Source organism: Bradyrhizobium sp., assembly GCF_004799405.1.
Lineage (GTDB): Bacteria > Pseudomonadota > Alphaproteobacteria > Rhizobiales > Xanthobacteraceae > Bradyrhizobium.
In genome coordinates this window covers 119,462-140,465 of sequence record NZ_SSMW01000151.1, presented here as the reverse complement: position 1 = coordinate 140,465, position 21,004 = coordinate 119,462, and the positions used below count along the sequence as shown (strand labels likewise).

24 protein-coding genes and 1 tRNA gene are annotated in these 21,004 nt (G+C 61.9%); 14 read left to right on the top strand and 11 right to left on the bottom strand.

Annotated elements, in window-relative coordinates; all coding sequences use genetic code 11:
* Nucleotides 1-49: 49 nt before the first annotated feature.
* Nucleotides 50-616: a YidB family protein gene (locus tag E7813_RS24360; RefSeq protein WP_291577840.1), complete on the bottom strand. Its 567-nt coding sequence runs from the start codon at nucleotides 614-616 to the stop codon at nucleotides 50-52.
* 136 nt (nucleotides 617-752) lie between these two features.
* On the opposite strand from E7813_RS24360, the gene E7813_RS24355 reads away from it, so the two are divergent.
* From E7813_RS24355 to E7813_RS24345, 3 genes are all read left to right on the top strand, one after another.
* Nucleotides 753-1,772 (top strand): 2-dehydropantoate 2-reductase, encoded by a 1,020-nt coding sequence (locus E7813_RS24355; protein WP_291577844.1) that lies wholly within the window; start codon nucleotides 753-755, stop codon nucleotides 1,770-1,772.
* A 67-nt stretch (nucleotides 1,773-1,839) separates the two neighbouring features.
* Nucleotides 1,840-2,064 (top strand): hypothetical protein, encoded by a 225-nt coding sequence (locus E7813_RS24350; RefSeq protein ID WP_291577839.1) that lies wholly within the window; start codon nucleotides 1,840-1,842, stop codon nucleotides 2,062-2,064.
* A gap of 5 nt (nucleotides 2,065-2,069) precedes the next feature.
* A complete protein-coding gene (locus tag E7813_RS24345) occupies nucleotides 2,070-2,510 on the top strand; it encodes a CAP domain-containing protein (RefSeq protein WP_291577838.1) in 441 nt (146 codons plus the stop codon).
* A gap of 28 nt (nucleotides 2,511-2,538) precedes the next feature.
* On the opposite strand, the gene E7813_RS24340 is transcribed toward E7813_RS24345, so the two are convergent.
* Nucleotides 2,539-3,123 (bottom strand): hypothetical protein, encoded by a 585-nt coding sequence (locus E7813_RS24340; RefSeq protein WP_291577837.1) that lies wholly within the window; start codon nucleotides 3,121-3,123, stop codon nucleotides 2,539-2,541.
* Between the two features lie 272 nt (nucleotides 3,124-3,395).
* On the opposite strand from E7813_RS24340, the gene E7813_RS24335 reads away from it, so the two are divergent.
* Together E7813_RS24335 and E7813_RS24330 are read left to right on the top strand one after the other, a co-directional pair.
* Nucleotides 3,396-3,827: a hypothetical protein gene (locus tag E7813_RS24335; protein WP_291577836.1), complete on the top strand. Its 432-nt coding sequence runs from the start codon at nucleotides 3,396-3,398 to the stop codon at nucleotides 3,825-3,827.
* Nucleotides 3,828-3,909: 82 nt separating this feature from the next.
* Nucleotides 3,910-3,986, top strand: a tRNA-Arg gene (locus E7813_RS24330).
* A 121-nt stretch (nucleotides 3,987-4,107) separates the two neighbouring features.
* On the opposite strand, the gene E7813_RS24325 is transcribed toward E7813_RS24330, so the two are convergent.
* Nucleotides 4,108-5,535 (bottom strand): amidase, encoded by a 1,428-nt coding sequence (locus E7813_RS24325; protein WP_291577835.1) that lies wholly within the window; start codon nucleotides 5,533-5,535, stop codon nucleotides 4,108-4,110.
* A gap of 299 nt (nucleotides 5,536-5,834) precedes the next feature.
* Between E7813_RS24325 and E7813_RS24320 the strand changes: the two genes are divergently transcribed.
* Nucleotides 5,835-7,433, top strand: a complete 1,599-nt coding sequence (locus E7813_RS24320; RefSeq protein ID WP_291577834.1) for an alpha-amylase family glycosyl hydrolase — start codon at nucleotides 5,835-5,837, stop codon at nucleotides 7,431-7,433.
* Between the two features lie 7 nt (nucleotides 7,434-7,440).
* Here E7813_RS24320 and E7813_RS24315 read toward each other — a convergent pair whose 3' ends face one another.
* The 7 genes from E7813_RS24315 to E7813_RS24285 form a co-directional block, all read right to left on the bottom strand.
* Complete coding sequence (locus tag E7813_RS24315; RefSeq protein ID WP_291577833.1) at nucleotides 7,441-9,132, bottom strand: alpha-amylase family protein; 1,692 nt, start codon at nucleotides 9,130-9,132, stop codon at nucleotides 7,441-7,443.
* Nucleotides 9,133-9,146: 14 nt separating this feature from the next.
* Nucleotides 9,147-9,335: a hypothetical protein gene (locus E7813_RS24310; protein ID WP_291577831.1), complete on the bottom strand. Its 189-nt coding sequence runs from the start codon at nucleotides 9,333-9,335 to the stop codon at nucleotides 9,147-9,149.
* A gap of 298 nt (nucleotides 9,336-9,633) precedes the next feature.
* Nucleotides 9,634-9,900, bottom strand: a complete 267-nt coding sequence (locus tag E7813_RS24305) for a hypothetical protein (protein ID WP_291577830.1) — start codon at nucleotides 9,898-9,900, stop codon at nucleotides 9,634-9,636.
* Nucleotides 9,901-10,144: 244 nt separating this feature from the next.
* The gene (locus E7813_RS24300) at nucleotides 10,145-10,474 is read right to left on the bottom strand and encodes a hypothetical protein (protein ID WP_291577829.1); all 330 of its coding nucleotides are present in this window, start codon (nucleotides 10,472-10,474) and stop codon (nucleotides 10,145-10,147) included.
* 93 nt (nucleotides 10,475-10,567) lie between these two features.
* On the bottom strand, nucleotides 10,568-10,834 hold the full coding sequence (locus E7813_RS24295) for a hypothetical protein (RefSeq protein WP_291577828.1): 267 nt from the start codon (nucleotides 10,832-10,834) through the stop codon (nucleotides 10,568-10,570).
* A 23-nt stretch (nucleotides 10,835-10,857) separates the two neighbouring features.
* A complete protein-coding gene (locus E7813_RS24290) occupies nucleotides 10,858-11,688 on the bottom strand; it encodes an SDR family oxidoreductase (RefSeq protein ID WP_291577826.1) in 831 nt (276 codons plus the stop codon).
* Nucleotides 11,689-11,704: 16 nt separating this feature from the next.
* Nucleotides 11,705-12,679: a ketopantoate reductase family protein gene (locus E7813_RS24285; protein WP_291577825.1), complete on the bottom strand. Its 975-nt coding sequence runs from the start codon at nucleotides 12,677-12,679 to the stop codon at nucleotides 11,705-11,707.
* Nucleotides 12,680-12,783: 104 nt separating this feature from the next.
* Between E7813_RS24285 and E7813_RS24280 the strand changes: the two genes are divergently transcribed.
* The 5 genes from E7813_RS24280 to E7813_RS24260 all read left to right on the top strand — a co-directional run bounded on the left by E7813_RS24280 (nucleotide 12,784) and on the right by E7813_RS24260 (nucleotide 17,290).
* Nucleotides 12,784-12,954: a hypothetical protein gene (locus tag E7813_RS24280; RefSeq protein ID WP_291577824.1), complete on the top strand. Its 171-nt coding sequence runs from the start codon at nucleotides 12,784-12,786 to the stop codon at nucleotides 12,952-12,954.
* A 30-nt stretch (nucleotides 12,955-12,984) separates the two neighbouring features.
* The gene (locus E7813_RS24275; protein WP_291577823.1) at nucleotides 12,985-14,349 is read left to right on the top strand and encodes an FAD-dependent oxidoreductase; all 1,365 of its coding nucleotides are present in this window, start codon (nucleotides 12,985-12,987) and stop codon (nucleotides 14,347-14,349) included.
* Nucleotides 14,350-14,576: 227 nt separating this feature from the next.
* A complete protein-coding gene (locus E7813_RS24270; RefSeq protein ID WP_291577822.1) occupies nucleotides 14,577-15,581 on the top strand; it encodes an ABC transporter substrate-binding protein in 1,005 nt (334 codons plus the stop codon).
* A gap of 124 nt (nucleotides 15,582-15,705) precedes the next feature.
* Nucleotides 15,706-16,479, top strand: coding sequence for an ABC transporter ATP-binding protein (locus E7813_RS24265; RefSeq protein ID WP_291577821.1), 774 nt, complete (start codon nucleotides 15,706-15,708; stop codon nucleotides 16,477-16,479).
* Nucleotides 16,472-17,290, top strand: coding sequence for an ABC transporter permease (locus E7813_RS24260; RefSeq protein ID WP_291577820.1), 819 nt, complete (start codon nucleotides 16,472-16,474; stop codon nucleotides 17,288-17,290). The genes E7813_RS24265 and E7813_RS24260 overlap by 8 nt, the downstream gene beginning before the upstream one ends.
* A gap of 194 nt (nucleotides 17,291-17,484) precedes the next feature.
* On the opposite strand, the gene gtdA is transcribed toward E7813_RS24260, so the two are convergent.
* Complete coding sequence (gtdA, locus tag E7813_RS24255; protein WP_291577819.1) at nucleotides 17,485-18,525, bottom strand: gentisate 1,2-dioxygenase; 1,041 nt, start codon at nucleotides 18,523-18,525, stop codon at nucleotides 17,485-17,487.
* A 107-nt stretch (nucleotides 18,526-18,632) separates the two neighbouring features.
* Between gtdA and maiA the strand changes: the two genes are divergently transcribed.
* Genes maiA through E7813_RS24240 form a run of 3 tightly spaced genes read left to right on the top strand, consistent with a single transcriptional unit; the run spans nucleotide 18,633 to nucleotide 20,957 of the window.
* A complete protein-coding gene (gene maiA / locus E7813_RS24250; RefSeq protein ID WP_291577818.1) occupies nucleotides 18,633-19,265 on the top strand; it encodes a maleylacetoacetate isomerase in 633 nt (210 codons plus the stop codon).
* On the top strand, nucleotides 19,255-19,764 hold the full coding sequence (locus tag E7813_RS24245) for a MarR family transcriptional regulator (RefSeq protein ID WP_291577817.1): 510 nt from the start codon (nucleotides 19,255-19,257) through the stop codon (nucleotides 19,762-19,764). Before maiA ends, E7813_RS24245 begins: the two co-directional genes overlap by 11 nt.
* The gene (locus E7813_RS24240; protein ID WP_291577816.1) at nucleotides 19,764-20,957 is read left to right on the top strand and encodes a 3-hydroxybenzoate 6-monooxygenase; all 1,194 of its coding nucleotides are present in this window, start codon (nucleotides 19,764-19,766) and stop codon (nucleotides 20,955-20,957) included. Before E7813_RS24245 ends, E7813_RS24240 begins: the two co-directional genes overlap by 1 nt.
* Nucleotides 20,958-21,004: the final 47 nt, after the last annotated feature.

Here is a 21,004-nt window from a genome sequence, read left to right as displayed (position 1 = left end):
TCGTCCTTTTGTTTAAAAGCAGAATGTAAAAAAACCGATATGACCGGCGTCAGATCCGACGCGATAGCTCGCTCTCGGTGGGCAGCCGTCCATCCGGCGTCAAATGATTGACCACGTCGGGCAAATGCTGGCTGAGGCCGGTAAGCAATTCGTCACGCGACAGACCGCTTTGCGACATCAGGCTGTTGATCTGATCGGCGCCCAGGGCGCTGGCGAGATCGCCCGGCGAAATCGCCTTGTTCGGGCCCGAACTCACCCACGAATTGGCGGTCTCGCCCTGGCCTTTCTGCTGCAATTGCTTGAGCAGGTCGCCGAGCCCGCCGCTGATCACGCTTCCGGCCGCGCCGCCCGCGAGCAGGCCACCCAATCCGCCCTTGAGCAGGCCGCCAAGATCGCCGCCGCCGGGCAGGCCGGAATTGGCGGTATTGCCTGACGAGGGCGCCGGTGCCGGCGCTGCGCCGGGCTGACCGGCCGTGAGATGCTTGACTGCCTTGTAAGCGAGCAGCCCGAGGATCGCCATGGTCATCGGCGACATCCCGCCACTGCCCTGTGCGCTCGGATTGCTCGGGCCGCGCGGGCCATTCTGCATGCCGTTGAGTACGTCGAGTAAGCCCATTGTCATCTCCTGCCGCGTGCCCGCCCGGCGGGAAGATAGCGATGCCCCATGACAGTTACAAGGCGCGGCCACTCTGCTATCGAACCCCTGAATGACCGTTGAGTTATCTGAAGGAAATCGCGCCATGAATTCAAAGATGAATTCGGACAGGCCGATCGGCATCGCCGGGGCCGGCAGCATCGGCTGCTTTGTCGGCGGCATGCTGGCAGCCGGTGGCCGCCGCGTCGCCTTGCTGGCGCGCCCGCGCGTGATCCAGGAAATCGAAAGCAATGGGCTGCGGCTGACGAGCTTCGAGGGCTTCGACCGCACCATCGCGGCGAACGCGCTGACGCCGTCGGAAGACCCGCAAATTCTCGGCGAAGCCGGCGCCGTGCTGGTGACCGTGAAGAGCGCCGACACCGCCGGGATCGCCGATGTCATTGCGAGGCACGCGCCGGCTGATGCGATCATCGTCAGTTTGCAGAACGGCGTCGGCAATGTCCCGGTGCTGCGCGAGCGATTGCCGGGGCGGCGCGTGCTGGCGGGCATGGTGCCGTTCAATGTGATCGCGAAGGGGCCCGGGCAATTTCATCGCGCCACCTCGGGCGACATCCTGATTGAACGCGACGAAGCCGGCACCGCGGCGCGGCTGTCGGTGCCGGGCCTGAAAATGCTTGCCACCGATGACATCGCCGGGGTGCAATGGGGCAAGCTGCTGGTCAATCTCAATAACGCCCTCAACGCGCTGGCCGGTCTGCCGCTGCGCCAACAACTGGCGCAACGCGCGTGGCGCATCCTGTTCGCGGACCAGATCGCCGAGGGGCTGGTCGCGATCAGGGCGGAAGGCATCAAGCCGGTGTCGTCGACGCCGATCCCGGCAAGCTGGACACCAGCTATGCTGCGGCTGCCGGACGCCATATTCGAGGTGTTGCTGGGGCGGACCATGAAAATCGATCCCGAGGCGCGTTCGTCGATGTCGGAGGACCTGCTGCGCGGCCGCCGCACCGAAATCGATTATCTGCAAGGCGTCATCACCGGGATCGCCGACCGCCACGGGCTGCAGGCGCCGCTGTCGCGCCGCATCGTGGAACTGATCAAGCGCGCGGAAGCCGCCGGCAAGGGCTCCCCCGGGCTGACGCCGGAGCAGATCTGGCCATCCAGTCGCCGGTTGCCTTGAAATCGCGACGATGAGCAACGAATGTGGATCGGGCGCGCATGGCTGCGGCCGCGCCGGGAGGAACGACATGAAACGGTTTTACGCAAAGCTCGCCGCTGCTGCGCTGGCGGCTCTCGCAGGGGGCGCTTCGATCATGCCGGCGCGCGCCGCGCCGCCGACGGTGACGCCGTCGCCGGGATATGATGCGCGGTTGCAGGAGCGACGGACTGCGACGCCGGTTTTTGAACCGGTCGCGCCCGGCCCCAGACCGGTTCACCGGCGCCATGGGAAGCGACGCGGCGGCACGCATTGAAGCGCATGCGGACGCCATCCGGTGTCACGTTGTTTCTCGCAGCACTGTTGTTGGGCCCGGGCTTTGTCGGGCCGGCCGTGGCGGCCGACTATACCAGCGCGATCAGCGCCTATCGTCGTGCGCATGGTTTGTCCGCGGTGAAGCTGGACAGCCGTCTCAACGAAGTCGCGTTGAAGCAGGCGCGCGCGATGGCCGCGACCGGAACGGTCAGTCACAGCGCCGCAGGCAGCTTCCCGTCACGCGTCGCAGGTTTGCGCAAATCCCGAGTGGCGGAAAACATCGGCGCAGGATTTCTCCAATTTTCCGAAATGCTGAAGGAATGGGAAAACTCCACCGGCCATCGCGAGAATCTGCTGATGGCGGGCGCGCGGAAGGTTGGCGTGGCGTCGGTGGATAATCCGAAATCGCCGTATCGCAAATTCTGGGCGATGGTGATTACGGATTAGCTCGCCGGGACGACCCGTTGAGAGATTGCTAGCCGCGCTTGGCCTTGCTCGGCGGGCCGAACAGCGCTTTCTTGAGATCCTTGATGCCTTCCGAAAGCCGCGGCCAGTCGCAGGAGAACGAATGCCGCGCACAGGTCGTTCGGGTGTGCGGCCTGATATCGCTCACCGGCGGCCGCTGCTTGGCGGCCGGTTCCGGCGCGGCAAGTTTTTCAGTCTCGCCCTTGAAGGTCGCCTGCTGCAACTGCTGCCGCTTGGCCGTGAAAGCCGCCGCGATGCTGCTGCGCCGCTCGCGTTCGAGAAAGGCGGTATATTGCTCGTCGATGTGCCTCTGCTCTTCCGGCGTCGGATTCGGCCCCGCAATATCGAAGTTCCGGTTCTGCATGAAATCGTAGTAGCTGTAGCCGCCGCCGGGCTTGCGCCGGCCGGCGAATTTCGCGTTGCATTCGGTAAGCGCCGCCGTTTTGGCTTCCTTGGTCGCCGCCTTCTCGGCGGCATCGGCACATTCCTCGAAATCGGCGGGAGCATGGCTCCACCACTGCGCGTGCGCGCGCAGCGGCTGCAGCACGATGCAACCGGCGAACGCGGCAAACAGCCATCTGCGTGATGCGATCAAGGACGCTCCCCCAACGCAACTCTAAGAGACATCATTGCGGCGAATTGTCGTCATTGCCGGGGGATTTGTCACCCCCGGAACGGTCGTTTCTTCGACCTCGAAAGCGCGCCCGCCGGTGTGACGCAATGGACACATCCCGCGTTTGCGGGATTGAACCGGTGCTGCGCCATCGGCGACCAAATGGGAAATCGCAGCGGGAACCGCGGTTTAACCAGTAGCCCCGAAATCACGCGGCGGATTGATTCCGCGCTTTCCGGGCGGAGGACTTGACCATGCCGTATCGTCACACCCAGCGCGGTCTCTGGATCGTGCTTCCCTGCCTGGTTTTCGCCGCGTTCGATGCCGTCATTGCGTGGCAGACCCGGCAATGGTTTCCGGTCGCCGTGCTGATTTTGCTCGTCGCCGTCGCCGTGGTGTTCTCGTCCCTCACGGTCGAGGTGGGCGAGAACGAATTGCGCTGGTATTTCGGTCCGGGATTGTGGACCTACAGGCTTCCTCTCGGCGACATCGAAATCATCACTGTGGCGCGCAACAAATGGTGGAATGGCCTCGGCATCCGGATGGCCGCGGGCTTCCGGCTCTATAACGTGTCGGGCCTCGACGCGGTCGAACTGCGGCTGCGATCCGGCGATGTCTGCCGGATCGGCACCGACGATCCGCTAGGTCTCGCCGCCGCGCTGAAATCGCCGGTGCGGGGCGGGTAACCGGCAGGCGTGCGGATACTGGCGATCACACCGGCGTTCTGGTATGGAGCGTTGAGGCACCCGCCGGTCGCGGCGGGGCTCCGGTCCCGTAGCTCAGCCGGATAGAGCGACGGTTTCCTAAACCGTAGGTCGCATGTTCGAGTCATGCCGGGATCGCCAATTTTTGCCTGTGCGGGTCGGATTTCGGACCAAGATGAAATCCGCCAGCGGCGCCAGCTTCGCCCCGCCGGCGCGCGTTTTTGAACCGCGACAACGAGGCGCTTGGCCTGGCCTTTCCAATCTAGCCGTTCCAATAAAGCGGTGGCTCGGCCTTGTGATGGTCGGTTGCCGATTGAAACGCATGGCCGATTCGCAGCAGCAAAGCCTCATTCATGGAATCGCAGACCAGCTGCAATCCGATCGGTAGGCCATCGCTGAAGCCGCAGGGAATTGTGAGTGAGGGCAAGCCGACGAAGTTGAACGGAAGCATGAACTGTCTTCCTCGGTCGAATTCTTCCAGCGATGTGGAAAGCAGAGGTGCTGTTGTTGCCATTGTCGGCGTTATCAGCGCATCGACTTCTGAAAAAACCGCACGGACTTCGTCGGTTTGCTTTGTTCGGGCATCGATGGCTTCATGATAGGCGTCAGTCGAGATTTGTGCCGATCGTCGCAAGTCAGACTGAACCACCGGTCCGAATACCGTCTCTCGGTTCAAAGTCGAGTTGTAGGTGGAACGAATAACCTGATTGAATTCAAACAGGAGAATGTTGAATACCGAACGATAATCCAGCTTGTTGCCGAGCAACGGAATTTGGACCGTTTTGACGACTGCGCCGAGGCTCTCGAAAACGGAGATTGAATCGGCAATTGCCTTGCCGACCATCGGGTCGATATCCCGGAATGTGTAATCGCGGATAATGCCGAGACGCACTCCCCCAAGCTCTGTCGCAAGACCGTCCGCAGGGTCTTCGACGGGTGAATTGACCGATCGGGGATCGCGCGCATCGGCGGAAATCATTGCCGATAAAAGCAGGGCAAGATCGGCGACGCTTCGTGCAATCGGCCCGCAACAATCCAGACTGGTGGCGCGAGGAAATATCCCGGTCATGCTTACGCGACCGGATGTCGGTCGTATTCCGGAAACACCTGTCCAGCTGGCGGGTATCCGAATTGAACCTCCGGTATCGGTTCCGGTCCCCGCAACGCACAGTCCGGCGCTTACGGCCGACGCCGTACCGCTTGAGGTTCCACCGGGAGACCGATCGAGGTCCCACGGATTATGGATGTCACCGAAGGCTTGATTTGTGCCGGAGGGGCCCGCCGCGAATTCGTTCATGTTGGTCTTGCCGAGCATGACGACTCCGGCCCGGCTCAATCTTTCAACTGCCGCCGCATTCTCGGTGGGGACACGATTCCTGAAAATCTCGGAACCCACCGTCGTGGTCACGCCGGCAGTGTCAAAATTATCTTTGTACACGATCGGAATGCCGTGCAGAGGTCCGCGACGCCGGTTCGATCGCAGTTCTTCATCGAGCCGGGACGCGGTACGGAGCGCTTCTTCCTTCGTTATGGTGATGAACGCGTTCAAGGAGGGCTGCAGCCTGTCGATGCCCGCGAGATAGTGACGTGTCAGAGCTTCGACGGATAGTGACCCCTCGCTCAACCGATTTGAAGCTTCGAAGATGCTTTTGGGACAATCGAAGCCTGCCGTTTTTTCCTGCGGAGCCATCTTCAGCCTCTGTTTGTTGTCTCAGCATCCGCGGCAAATGCTGCGCAGGCTTTTGTAGACCTCATCGTCGTCCCGCCGCATCTGCCTATACCACACACGCAAAAAAGGCGCCGCGCGAAGATCCTACAACGTGCGGCATTGTAGAATATGTTTGCAACCCGCGGGAACGCTATCTATCTGCGTTCGGTCTGAATATGATGCGAAGTGGTCGTCACGCCGGCTGATGTTCGTGGGCTCTACGCAAACCTTATTCGTATCGCCGGCGCGTGATGCTACCGACGATCAAGGCACCTAGCGACATGAATCACGCAGCGATCTCTTGGTGGCAAGAGGGAATTCTCTATCAAATTTACCCAAGGTCGTTTCAGGACTCGAATGGCGACGGAATCGGCGATCTGCCCGGAATCATCGATCGTATGCTCTATCTTCGCGATCTCGGCGTCGATGCGATTTGGCTGTCGCCGGTCTTTCCGTCACCCATGGCCGACTTTGGCTATGACATTTCCAACTACCAGGGTGTTGACCCGATATTCGGCACGCTGGACGATTTCGATGCGCTGGTCGCTGCAGCACATGCGAGCAATCTGAAGGTTATTCTCGATCTCGTCCCGAATCACACCTCCGATCAACATCCGTGGTTTATCGAAAGCCGAAGTTCCCGCGATAATCCGAAACGGGACTGGTACCTTTGGCGCGAGCCCCGTGCTGACGGTGCTGCCCCGAACAACTGGATGTCGGAATTTGGCGGCAGCGCCTGGAAATATGACGCCGGCACAAAGCAATACTATTATCACGCCTTCCTCGCCCAGCAGCCAGATCTGAACTGGCGCAAACCGGCAGTGCGTCAGGCGATCTACGACGTCATGCGTTTCTGGTTTCGGAAAGGTGTCGATGGCTTTCGCGTCGATGTGCTCTGGCATTTGATCAAGGATGCGGAATTTCGCGACAACCCGCCCAATCCGAATTTTCGTCCGGGTCGCCCACCCCATGAGGCGCTGCTGCCTCTATATTCCACAGATCGACCGGAGATACTGGACGTAGTCACGGAGATGCGGCGCGTGGTCGACGAATTCAGCGACCGTGTGCTGATCGGTGAAATCTATCTGCCGGTCGATCGGCTGGTCGCTTACTACGGCAAGGACCTGACCGGTGCGCATCTGCCGTTTAATTTTGCACTATTGTCAACGCCATGGAACGCACGTGCAATTGCGAAGCTGATCGAGGATTATGAGAGCGCATTGCCTGCAGCGGCGTGGCCCAACTGGGTCTTGGGCAATCACGACCGACCGCGCGTCGCAAGCCGGGTGGGGCAGGCCCAGGCGCGGGTCGCTGCGATGCTGTTGCTGACGTTGCGGGGAACGCCGACGCTGTACTATTGCGACGAAATCGGTATGCAACAGGTCGCCATTTCATCCGATCAGGTGCGCGATCCCTTCGAGAAGAATGTGCCGGGGATCGGCGTTGGGCGCGATGGGTGCCGCACGCCCATGCAATGGGATGCAGGAGTGCATGGAGGTTTTACGACTGGCGAGCCCTGGTTACCATTGGCGAACAACTACGTCCGCGAGAACGTAGCGAATCTCTCAGCTGACACTCGTTCCATCCTCAACCTTTATCGCGCGCTGATCGAGTTGCGAAAGGCAACGCCTGAACTCATGGCAGGCAGTTACGCGCCCGTTGCTGCTACCGGCGACTTGTTGGCCTACAGGCGTGAATATGAGGGCAACGCGCTTTTGATCGTTCTCAATCTTGGAGCCGATCCGATTTTGATCGGATCAGATACCATGGCATTTCCAGGCGAAATACTGCTTTCCACGAATCTGGATCGCTCAGGCGAGACCGTATCGGGCGGTCTGGATTTGCGCGGCGACGAAGGCCTCATCATGCGGCTGAGGTGATCGTGCGTTATTCGGGATGATTGGCGTTCACACCATCGATGTCGGTTCGTTTGAGCAGATAGTCCAGTCCGCCAACGCGGTACCAACGATAACCGTAAGCCTCAAGCATCACGGTATGTTTGCCCCGATCGTTGGCTTCGCTGTGGTCTTCCGACAGAAGATTGATCAGGTGTTTTCCCTCATCACCGGCAAGTCCAACCGAAAATGAAGCCCCACGCGGCTTCTCGTCGAGATTGTGCACGAACAGTACCGAGTTATTCCGCCAATCGTAGCGAATAGCCAGAATGGCTGGATCCCGCGTCGCGATCACACGGAAGTCTCCCCAGCCGATTTCAGGCACTTCCTTACGCATCCGGATAATGCGCTCGGTCCAGTTCAGCATCGAGTTGGGATCGCGGCGCTGCTTTGCAACATTGATGTGCTCGTAACCGTAGGGACCTTTGTCGATAACAGGAGAGCACGGCCTTTCGCTCTTCGTGAACCCGCCTTGCGGCTCCATCGACCACTGCATCGGCGTGCGAGCGCAGTTGCGCTCGGGCAAATCGAGATTGTCGCCCATCCCGATTTCGTCACCATAGCGGATCACGGGTGTGCCCGGCAACGTACACATCAGGCTGTAGGCGAGCTCGAGACGTCGGCGATCACCCCCGAGCATCGGAGCGAGGCGCCGCCGGATGCCCCGGTCGTAAAGCTGCATATCCTTGTCCGGACCGAAGCTTTTGAAAACGACGTCACGTTGGGCCTTGGTGAGGCGGCCGAGATCGAGTTCGTCGTGATTCCGCAGGAAAAGCCCCCATTGGGCGCTGGCTGGGCGCGGTTTAGTCGCGGCGAGGGCTTTGGCAAGCGGACGTGAGTCGGCGGACGCCATTGCATAAAACAGATTTTGATTGACGTGGAAATTGAACATCATGTGCATGCGGTCGCCATCCTTGCCGAAATATTCCATATCGGTTTCGGGCAGGACGTTGGCTTCCGCAAGAATGATCGCATTGCCTTGCCGCCATTGCAGAAACTCGCGAAAGGAACGAAGCATGTCGTACTGCTCGACCGGCGTCTTGACCTTTGGGCCTTTGGTGGCAATCACGAAGGGGACGGCATCCATCCGAAAGCCGGACACGCCGAGTTGAATCCAGAACCCCATGATCTTGAGGATCTCGGCCTGAACGTATGGGTTCGACGTGTTGAGATCGGGCTGGAAGTCATAGAAGCGATGAAAGAACCAGGCCTTGGCTTCCTTGTCATGCGTCCATGTCGATTTCTGCACCCCGGGAAAGACCATCCCCTTGTTAGCGCTGGCTGGTTTCTTGTCGGCCCAGACGTACCAATCGCGATATTGCGAATCCTGAGAGGTTCTTGCGTCGCGAAACCAGGGATGCGCATCCGAGGTGTGATTGACGACAAGATCGATGATAACGCGAATGCCACGTTGTTGGCAGCCGTGGGTGAATTCCACGAAATCGCCGAGCGTGCCGTATCGCGGATCGACACCATAATAGTCGGAGATATCGTAACCGTCGTCCTTGCCTGGCGATGGCTGAAATGGCATCAGCCAGATCGCGGTCACTCCCAGCCCGTGCAGATAGTCGAGACGCCGCAACAGCCCTTTGAAGTCGCCGACGCCGTCGCCATTGGCATCCATATAGGTCCCGACGGAAAGACAATAGAAAACGCCGTTCTTGTACCAGAGATCGTCTATCATGATGGATGCACCGGCTAGACGTTGAAGGTACCTGTGGATTGGAAATCCTGAATCGGGTCGAATTCGGTTTCAATAGTCGTTCGCTTCACCAAGGGCGGTAATTTCGAAATTGTGAGACCAAAATACCCGGAAGATTCAACGACGGAGCGTTCAACCGGTTCCTGCGCATTCGTGGCAATGCCGACGCTATCCGCCTCGACCATACCTCGCGCCACGACAAACAGTTGGCGATGCCCATGAGGCTGTCCCAAATCGAATCGACTGCACCCGGCTATGACATACGCACTTTCGAATGCGCGAAGTGCAATTCCAGCGAGCGTTTTTCGGTCGCTATCTAGATGCGGCCTCGATGCTGACTTGGAATAAGCGGGCACCTTGCAGATCTCGGCTCTATCTGCATTCAGAATGCAATGTGCCGCGGTGGATCGGTCGCTGGCTTACGCGCATCTTCGCCGTGGGTGAGGTGAGCTAACGCACACAACGTGAAAATCTTCGGTTCTCTTACTTGTTCACTCCCGTCGTCGGGGTTTCCGCTGGCGTTTGTGTTGCGCCTGACTTTGGAATGACTGTCTCGTTCATGGTTGTGGTTGGCATTTTAGGCTTATAGTTCAGGTCCGCGCTTTCAGCCCTAATCGCCTTGCAGTCCAGCGGGTAGACCATTTCACCTTTTCCTGTTTGCCCAATGGGAGAACAGTCACGAAGAAGATCGCTGTTTTGTGCAAGTGCCGGTGACGACAGAAGCAATATTGCGGTTGCTAATTTGTACATTAATTCCTCCCACAAATGAGATTGTGCTCGACCTCAACAGCGGCTGGCATAACTGGTTCCGATCAAATTTTCGCACGTGAGCAATATTGACCACTCACTTTTTTCGAATGGCAGAGTCAGCGGGTGATGCCGGTGACGGGACGAGGTGGCCGTCTGTTGCTCGTACTCCGAAGCGGAACCCGGAACGAGCCTGGCGTCTCGGCATTGGCTCCCAGAGCTTAACAACGATAGGAGTACGCAATGATTAAGTATGCCGTAGTGATCGCCGCCGTGGTTGGAATTTGCGGCGCAATGCCTGCTGGAGCGGATGAAGTGGGGGGTTGGCGTCGGCCCCGTTGGTGTAACGGTTGGTGAGGGCCACGGAGATCGTGACAGGGACCGCGACCGTGACGTCATCCGCGATCGTGATCATCGGGACCACGACCAAACCGTCATCATTAGGAAGGGCGATCACGACAGAGATGTCGATCACGATCGCCGACCTGTTGTTATCGACAGACAGTAATCGGATTTTAACGGCCTCCAACCCGGGGGCCGTTTTTTTCGCGCGGAAAGCACCAGCCAGTCTGGTCAATCCTGATCGTTTTGCTCCGCTAGACCATCATCGCAAGCGACTTTGTCCGCGAAAGCTCGATATCAAGATCGCAAATGCGGCCTCGTTCGTATCTCAGCATCCGCGGCAGATGCTGCGCAGGCTTTTGTAGACCTCGTCGTCGTCCCGCCGCATCTGCTGCAGCGAATCCAGCGTCGTGGTGCTAGCGGCCGGCTCGGGCTTTCGTTTCGCGGCGAGTTGGGCGGCCTGGCGTTCGTAACAGGCTTCCCGCTCGGGCCTGGCCTGGATGAATCGGCATTGCTCCACCGCCGTCACCGCCGAGGCTGGTGCTGCGCCGATCAACAAAGCGAGCATCAGGCAGATCGGGAAATTCAAGGCCATCGGTCCTCCGGCGGCAGGATAAGTCAGCTCGGGCGCCGGGCGCCATAGGTCTTGTCGCGCAGCCGCCGCATTCCGGCCAGCCAGCGGTCGATGCCGGCCGCCTTGCGCTGAATGTATTGATGAACCTGTGGATGCGACAGGATCAGGAAGCGTTCGGCCTCCATCGCCTCGACCACGATACGGGCAACCTCGGCCGGAAACATCACGCCATCGACCCGCGCCGCACTCGGGCCCGATGTCGTCATGCCGGTCTGTACCGACTGCGGGCACAGCACGGAAACGCGGATGCCGCGATCGCCGTATTGAATGGCGAGATGCTCCGCCAGCGCCACCGCGGCATGCTTGGTCACGCCATACGGCATCGAGTTCAGCGAAGCCAGCAGGCCCGCGGCGGATGCGGTGTTGAGCAAGTAGCCGGAGCCGCGCGCGAGCATGCCGGGCACCAGCGCGCGCGCGGCGAAAACGTGGCTCATGATGTGCACCCGCCAGCTCACGTCCCAGTCGGCATCCGAAGCGGTCTCTTGTCCCTTGCGCGACAGGCCGGCGTTGGAGAAGAACACGTCCACCGGCCCGAACCGGGCTTCGGCCGCCGCTATCAGCGTCTTGATGTCGCTTTCCTGTCCGACATCGGCGGTGACGGCGAGGCCGTCGATCTCGCCGGCGACGCTGGCCAGCCGGTCGCGCGAGCTCTTGAGGTCGGCGACCACCACGCCGCGCGCACCGGCTTCGGCATAAGCGCGCGCGACCGCCTCGCCGATCCCGCTCGCCGCTCCGGTGACGACACAGACTTTATCCTTGATGTGCATGGTGATGATCCTGCTTTGCTCGTCATGCCCGGACTTTATCCCGGCCATGACGAAACAGATGTGTTCACGCCCGATACAGCCCTTTTTCGCGCGCCTGGCGGATCGCGAGCGCCGCCAGCATGTCGAGCATCGGCGTCGACAAGCCCGCGGCTCTGGCGAATGCCGAGGGTGCCTTGACCAGGACATCGATCTCCATCGGGCGGCCCTGTTCGTAGTCCTGCAGGATCGAGGGCTTGTGATTGGGGGCTGGCCCGGTTCGGGTAGTGCGCTTGACGTCGGGGAAACAGCTATGGCCGATGCTGTCGGCCTCTTCCAGCAACCGCGGGATCACATCGCGCAGCGCGGGATCCTCGCGCACGCCCCGTGCGGTCTGCCCGGTCAACAGGCACAGCACCGACATCGACATGTTGGTCAGGAGCTTGGTCCAGATCGCCTCCCGGATCCGCGGCGCCGGCGGCGATTTGATCGAGGCTTGGTCGAGCAGCGTGCGCAGCCGTTCGATCCGCGGGCTCAAACGGTCGTCGCATTCCCCGACCAGCAGCATGTTGCGGTCGGGCGAGAGATTCATCACGACTCCGGGCTCGACGATCTCGTTCGATGAAAAGATCACGCCGCCGATGATCCGATTCCTTGCGACGGCGGCGCGCAGCGCCCCGCCGGGATCGAGAAATGCGAGATCGGGCGGCGGCGGGTGATCGGCGGGAATCCCGATGTCGTACCACCAGGGAATGCCGTTCTGGGCAAACACCACGGCGGTGTCGTCGCGCAGCAGAGGGCGCAATCCGGTGACGAGGCTGTTCAAGCCGGTGGCTTTCAGCGTGCTGATGACGACATCCTGCGGGCCGAGCGTTGCCGGATCGTCGGAGACCTTCACTTTTGCGGAAAACTCGGCGTCCCCGACCCGCAGCGTCAGGCCTTTGGCCTTCACGGCCGCAAGATGCGGCCCGCGCATCACGCAGGAGACATCATGTCCGGCCAGCGCCAGCCGCACCGCGAAATGGCTGCCGACCGCGCCGGCGCCGAAAATGCAAATTCGCATGGAAAGATGTTTCCTGTTGGCGGTTCGAGAACCAGTTTCCACAAGCCGGCGGCGCTGCGCAACCCGCAAATCCCGGCCGGTGCGACCTTGCTGCGACAACCGAAATGCCGCATCCTGTCCAACTGCACGCCGCCAAGCGCCAGACCGTGGATGCCTCCGAAGGCATCGCCTCGTATGCCGAAAAACGCGCCGCCAATTGGGGGAGCGGCAAGTTGGCATTGGCGGCGTTGCGTGGTGTTCAGCAAATTGCTTCATCGCCCTCCCACAAGGCATGATTGCCCGCTCACGATTCAGGAACACCCACCTTGCCCCCTCGCACCGTCGCAGAACCCGCGCGCCAGATACCGCTGTACGGCGAATATGAAGTCGCCGTGCTCGGCGGCGGGCCGGCCGGCATTGCCGCCGCGGTGGCGGCCGCGCGGGCGGGAAAGCGCACGCTGCTGATCGAGCGCTATGGGTTCCTCGGCGGCATGGGGACGGCGGCAGGAGTGACGAATTTCTGCGGGCTGCATGCCAATGTCCATGGCGAAATGCATCGGGTGGTGCAGGGCATCGCGTCAGATCTGCTGGCGCGGATCGAGCGGCTCGACGGGCTCAACGCGCCGCATCTGATCCTCGGCAAAATCCTGGCGCAGGCCTACGACACTGCGACCTACAAGATCGCGGCCGACGATCTGCTCGCCGCCCACAAGGTCGATATCCTGTTCCATGCGCTCGGCGCCGGCGTGGCGATGCAGGACGAGCGCCGCATCGAGGCGCTGATGGTGGAGACCAAAGCCGGCCGCCTGGCGGTAACTGCGGATATCTTCATCGATTGCTCCGGCGATGGCGATCTCGCCGCCTGGGCCGGTGCGCGCTTCGAGGTCGGCGACAATGCCGGCAGCATGCTCTACCCGTCGATGATGTTCCGCCTGAACGGCATCGATCCCGCCAAGGCCGGCGATGCGTGGCGCACGATACCGGCGCTGATGGAACAGGCCGAAGCGGGCGGCACCCATCATTTTCCGCGCAAGGCTGCGATCGTGCGGCCGCAGCGATCGCAAATCGAATGGCGGGTGAATTTCACGCAACTGGCGCGCGCGGACGGCACCGCGATCAACGGCCTCGAGCCCGATGACCTGACGCGCGGCGAAATCGAGGGCCGCCGCCAGGCCGTCCACGCCTTCAACTTCCTGCGCACGGTGCCGGGCTTCGAGAAATCCTACATCGTCGACCTGCCGCCGCAGCTCGGCATCCGCGAGACCAGACGCGTGATCGGCGGCTACATGCTGTCGGGCGACGACGTGCTCGGCTGCGCCTCCTTTGAGGATTCGATCGGCGTCAACGGCTGGCCGATGGAGACCCATGTCGCGGGCGACGTGATCTTCAGGTTTCCGCCGATCCCGGAATCGCGCGGCTTCAACGAATTGCCGTATCGCATGCTGACGCCTGATGGCATCGACAATCTCCTGGTCGCCGGGCGCTGTGCCTCGATGACCCATGACGGCCAGTCGGCCGCACGGGTCTCCGGCGCCTGTTTTGCGATGGGCGAGGCCGCCGGCACCGCCGCCGCGCTGGCGCTCGGCGGCAACACCATCCCGCGCGACATCGCGGTCGACAAGCTGCAGGTGCAATTGAAGCAACAGGGCGCGTTTATCGGGCAGGATCAGGCGGTGCCCGAGGGGTTGTAGCATCGCGTGCTGCAAGTTTCACTTCACCTCTCCCCTTGTGGGAGAGGTCGGATCGCATCGATAGATGCGATCCGGGTGAGGGGTTCAAGTCTATCGATAGACCGGGACCCCTCACCTCGACCCTCTCCCACAAGGGGAGAGGGAGCGCACTGCCGTTGCTGCGGCATCGTGCTAGTGCTTCAATCGGCGCACAACAGGTTCTACAAAAAATGAAGAGAGGAAACTGGATGCCGAGATTTGCGCGACTGATATTGGCGGCCCTGTTGGCACTGGCTGCTTCCTCCACCGTACGCGCCGACGAACTGTTGAAAGCCAGGGTCGGCGTGCTGCGGCTGTCGTCGTCGGCGCCGGTGTTCATCGCGCAGGACAAGGGTTATTTCCGCGCGGCGGGCCTCGACATCGAGCTGAAGTTCTTCGATGCCGCGCAGCCGATCGCGGTGGCGACCGCATCGGGCGATATCGATTTCGGCATTACCGCCTTCACTGCGGGACTCTACAACCTCGCGGGCAAGGGCACGCTGAAAGTGATCGGCGGCATGAGTCGCGAAAAGGCGGGCTATCCGCTGATCGGCTATTTCGCCAGCAACAACGCCTACGCCGCTGGCCTCAGGACGCCGAAGGATCTTGCCGGCAAGCGCATCGCGGTGACGCAAGTCGGTTCCAGCTTTCACTATTCGCTCGGCCTGCTCGCCGACAAATACGGGCTGAAACTGAGCGACATGAAAGTGCTGCCGCTGCAGTCGCTGTCGAATGTGGCCGCCGCGCTCAAGGGCGAAACCGTCGATGCCGCGCTGCTGCCGGCCTCGACCGCGCGCAAGCTGATCGATGATGGCGGCGCCAAATTGCTGGGCTGGGTCGGCGACGAGACGCCGTGGCAGTTGGGCGCGGTGTTCGCGTCGCCGAAAACGCTGACTGACAAGCCGCTGGTGACCAAACTGCTGGCCGCGCTGGCGCGCGCCGACCGCGAATATCACGATGTGATTCTCGCCGCCGTTGCCGACGGCAAGGCGCCGATCAATGAAGTGACAAAACCGCTGCTGGAGATCATCGCCAAGTACACCAACCTGCCGGTCGAGCAAGTCGTCGGCAATTGCGCCTATATCGATCCCGACGGCAAGCTCGACGTCAAGAACGTCGCCAACCAGGTCGAATGGCTGCAGGAGCAGGGTTTCGTCGACAAGGGATTTACCGCGGATACGATCATTGCCGGGGAATATGTGAAGCCGGATTGATGCAACCGTCATTGCGAGCGCAGCGAAGCAATCCATGCTTTACTTGCGGTAGATATGGATTGCTTCGTCGCTTCGCTCCGCGCAATGACGGCCCTCGGGATTACCGATTGAAACGAAACGCCGCATGGACCTGATCGCCGACCACATCAGTCACCGCTTCGGCGCGCTCGAGGTGCTCGACGACGTGTCGTTCACAACGGGCGCCGGCGAGGTGGTCGCGATTGTCGGACCTTCCGGTTGCGGCAAGAGCACGCTGCTGTCGATCCTCGGCGGATTGTTGCAGCCGGGTTCAGGCCAGGCGAAACTGCGCGGTGCGCCACCGCCGGATAGCCGCAACCCGCTGACCTTCGTGTTCCAGGATTTCGCGCTGCTGCCGTGGTGCACGGTCGAAGCCAATGTCGCATTTCCGCTGCTGCATGCCGGCCTGTCCGCCGCCGAGCGCCAAGCAATCGTCGACGATGCCTTGCGCCGCACCGGGTTGGCGGATTTTCGCGGCACCTATCCCAAGCAATTGTCCGGCGGCATGCGCCAGCGCGTCGGCATCGCGCGCGCGCTGGCGGTGCGGCCCGCGATTCTTTTGATGGACGAGCCGCTGTCGGCGTTGGATTCGCAAACCCGCGAATTGCTGATGGAGGACTTCATCCGCCTGCTCGCGGATGGTTCGATGGGCGCGGTCTATGTCACGCATAATCTGGAGGAAGCGGTCCGGCTCGCCGACCGCATCGTGGTGCTGTCGCGGCGGCCCGGCCGGGTCCGCGAAGTCGTCGCCATTCCGCTGACGCGCGGCGAACGCGGCGACATCAATGCGCGCGGCCGGCTGCTCGCGCTGCAGGACGATCTGTGGTCGCTGATCCGCGAGGAAGCCGTTGAAGCCGAGCGGGAAGTTCAGCATGCTTGAGCGCCCCAAAACCGGTGATCGCACCGACGAAACCCGTCCCGTGGCGTTTCGCGGCGCGGGCTTTGCGCCGAAGGCCGGCCGCTATTCGGGCTGGATCGCGCTGGTGCTGGCGATCGGGCTCTGGCAGTTGGCGGGCAGCGCCGGCTGGGTCAATCCCCTGTTCCTGCCGGCGCCATCGGCCATTGCGGTTGCGATCTACCGGCTCGCGATCTCGGGCGCGCTTTGGCAACATCTTTCGTACTCGATCATGCGGATCGGAACCGGCTGGATTCTCGGGACCGTCGCCGGCGTCATCGTCGGCTTCGGAATAGGGCTCTCGAGCCTGACGCGTGGCGTCGGCATCACCTTCATCTCGGCGCTGTTTCCGATTCCGAAAATCGCGCTGCTGCCGCTGCTGATCCTGTGGCTCGGCATCGGCGAACAGCCGAAGATCGCCACCATCGCGCTCGGGGTGTTCTTTTCCACCGCGATCTCGGTCTATAGCGGCGTCGATGCGGTGCCGCGCAACCTGATCCGGATGGCGCAGAGCTTCAACGTGCCGTTCCATGCCATCGTGCGCAGGGTGATCTGGCCCGGCGCGCTGCCGTCGATCCTGGCGGGATTCCGCATCACCGCCTCGGTCGCACTGCTGTTGGTGGTGAGCGCGGAAATGATCGGCGCCGAATACGGCATCGGCGCCTTCGTGCTGCAGGCCGGCAACCTGATGCAGACCGATCAACTGCTCGCCGGCGTGGTGATCTTGTCGCTGTTTGGCCTCGCGGTGGGACGCGTCATCAACTGGCTGGAGACGCGGCTGCTGCACTGGCGGTGAGGCCCTGCCTGAATTGAAGCGATGTTCTCCCCGCAATTGCGGTGAGCTCCCTCTCCCCTTGTGGGAGAGGGTTGGGGTGAGGGGTTACGGTCTATCGATAGGGCTTAACCCCTCACCCGGATCGCATCTGACGATGCGATCCGACCTCTCCCACAAGGGGAGAGGTGATACCGAGTATGCAGCGTCCGCTCACCTCACGCATTGCCGCGGTCTTCGCGGAACAGATCGAGCTTCTGCTGCACCGGACGATCCGAGAAACTGAACAGTACCGAATCCTGGTCGGCCTCGTGGGTGACCCATTGCCAGCTCGGCACCACGAACAGGTCGCGCGGACCCCATGCGAAGGTCTGGTCGCCGATCCGCGTGCGGCCATGGCCCTCGATCGCCGCGAACACGGTGGCGTCGGTCGAGCGATAGCGCGCGGTTTTAAAACCCTTCGGCAGCAGTTGGATGAACGTGCCGATGGTCGGCATCGCAAAGCCCCCGGTCTCGGGGTTGGAGAATTTCAACTTCAACCCGTGGCAGGCGTCCCACTCGTTGCGCTGTTTGGCCTGCTCCAGCGCCTCGCGGGTGTAGCTGTAGGGATAGTTGAAAATCGGCGAGGTCTGGGAGGTACGCTTGACGTCGACCGGCAGCAGGTTGTGGCCATAGCGCGCGAAGCTGTCGCCGGTGGGACGCGTGATCTTTTGCTGGTCCTGGTCTGAGCCTTCCGCGAACGACGCATCGAGAAACTGCACCAGCGGAATATCGAGCCCGTCGAGCCAGAACATCGGCTCGGAGGTCTCGTTGCCGTGGTCGTGCCAGGTCATCGACGGCGTGATCACGAAATCGCCCGGCGCCATCGCGGTGCGCTCGCCATCGACCGCGGTGGTGGCGCCCTTGCCCTCGAGCACGAAACGCAACGCCGACTGGCTGTGACGGTGCGCCGGCGCGACGTCGCCCGGGATCACCATCTGCACGCCGGCGAACAGCGAGGTGGTGATTTTCGATTGACCGCGAAGGCCGGGATTCTCCAAGACCAGCACCCGCCGCTCGGCCTCCTTGGCGGTGATCAGTTTGCCGGCTTCCGTCATGTAGTCGCGGATGGCGTCGAATTTCCATAGATGCGGCCGGCAGGCGCTCTTCGGCTCCGGCGTGATCAGATCGCCCATCACGTTCCACAGCGCCGAGAGATTCTCGCCGTCGATCTTGCGGTAGAACGCCTCGCGTTCCGGCGTCTTCTGTACGGCTTCCATGGGAGCCTCCCGTCATTCTTGCTGGATTAATTGACAGCATACTTACAATATGGCTAACGTCAATGACACCACCGGCGTTAAAGCCAAAAGAATCAGGGGAGGTTCCGATGAAGCTGCACGGCTATTTCCGCAGCAGCGCGGCCTATCGGGTCAGGATAGCGCTCAATCTGAAAGGTCTGAGCGCCGAGCATTTGTCCCATCACCTGCGCAAGGGCGAGCAATGCGCGCCCTCCTATCTTGCCATCAATCCGCAAGGGCTGGTGCCGACGCTGGAGAACGATGCGGGCGCGATCCTCACCCAGTCGCTCGCCATCATCGAATGGCTCGATGAAGTCTATCCCGAGCCGCCGCTGCTGCCAAAGGATCCGCTGCGCCGCGCCAAAGTCCGCGCCTTCGCGTTGGCGATCGCCTGCGACGTTCACCCGGTGCAAAACCTCAAAGTGCTGACGCGATTGCGCGGGCTTGGACTGTCCGAAGAGCAAGTGACGGGATGGGCGGCCTGGGCCAACCGCGAGGGTCTTGCCGCCTGCGAAACCCTGATCGCGGATGAAGCTGGTCCGTTCTGCTTCGGCGCCACACCGACCATCGCCGATCTCTGTCTGGTGTCCCAGCTTGCCAATGCACGGCGCTTCGGCGTCGATCTCGCCGCTTTTCCGCGGCTGCTGAAAGCCGAAGCCGCCGCGAAGAACAACAAGGCGTTCGCAGACGCCGCGCCGGACCGGCAGCCCGATGCCGAATAAGTCTGCGCCGATCACGATGGACGCGGTCTACACCGCGCCCGGCTATCTGTTTCGCCGGATGCAGCAGATCGCGGTCGCGATTTTCGCCGAAGAGTGCAAGGCGCATGATCTGACGCCGGTGCAATATGCGTCGCTGGTCGCGATCCGCACCCATCCCGGCATCGACGCGACGCGGCTGTCCGCCGTGATCGCGTTCGACCGCTCGACGCTCGGCAGTGTGATCGAGCGGCTGGAGGCCAAGGGATATATCGAGCGCAAATCCGCCCGCGAAGACAAGCGGGTCAAGCTTCTCGATCTGACCAAAGAGGGTGCCGCATTGCTGCGCGAGATCGTGCCGTCGGTTGATCGCGCGCAGGCCCGGATGCTGCAGCCGTTGAAGCCGGCCGAGCGCAAGACCTTGATGGCGCTGTTGACGCAACTGGTCGATCTCAACAACGAAGCCTCGCGGGTGCCGCTGCGCGCCGAAGACGCGCTCGAACATTTCAGGAAATCGGGCTGATGGGCGCCGGATCGAATCGGCCGGTCCTGATCGCAGGCGGCGGCATCGGCGGCCTTGCGGCGGCGTTGGGTCTGGCGCAAAAGGGCATCCGCTCGATCCTGCTGGAGAAAGCGCCGGCGCTTGGCGAAATCGGCGCCGGCATCCAGCTTGGGCCCAACGCATTCCACGCCTTCGATTATCTTGGTGTCGGCGAAGCCGCGCGTGGCATGGCTGTGTATGTCGACCAGATGCGGCTGATGGATGCGCTGACTGCCGAAGAGATCACCCACGTCGATTTGCGCGAAGCGTTTCGCGCCCGGTTCGGCAACCCCTACGCGGTGGTGCATCGCGGCGACCTGCACGGCGTGTTTCTCAAAGCGTGCCGGGCCCACGATTTGATCGAGCTGCGCGTCAGCTCCGAGGTCACCGGCTACGATCAGGACGGCGCGTCGGTGACGGCACGGCTTGCCTCGGGCGATGATGTCATCGGTTCGTTGTTGATCGGTGCCGACGGGCTATGGTCGAATATCCGCAAGCAGGTCGTCGGCGACGGGCCGCCGCGGGTTTCCGGCCACTCCACCTATCGCTCGGTCATTCCGACCGGAGAAATGCCGGAGGATTTGCGCTGGAACGCCGCCACGCTGTGGGCCGGCCCGAAATGCCACATCGTGCACTATCCGCTGTCGAGCTGGAAAGTGTTCAACCTCGTCGTCACCTGTCACAACGACGCCCCGGAGCCGGTCGCGGGCAAGCCGGTATCCGACGACGAGGTGATGCATGGTTTCGCGCATGTCCACGAGCGCGCGAAAGAGATCATTCGCCACGGCAAGAACTGGCGGCTGTGGGTGCTCTGCGACCGCGATCCGGTCGAGCGCTGGATCGATGGCCGGGTTGCCCTGCTGGGCGATGCCGCGCATCCGATGCTGCAATATTTCGCGCAAGGCGCCTGCATGGCGCTGGAGGACGCGGTGTGCCTGTCGCACGTGCTGGACGCTTATCCCGATGATTACGCCGGCGCGCTCGAACGCTACCGAGCGCAGCGCTTTCCGCGCACCGCGCGCGTGCAGCTGTTATCCCGCGCCATCGGCGAACACATCTATCATCCCGACGGCGAACACGCCCGCCTCCGCAACGCCATCATGAGCGCCAAGACGTCGGAGGATTATTATCGCGATCTGGCGTGGCTGTATGGCGGGACGGGGTTAGGGGATTAGAAGTTGAAGCTGTACACGCTCGTCATACCGCGCCTTCGCGGGCGATG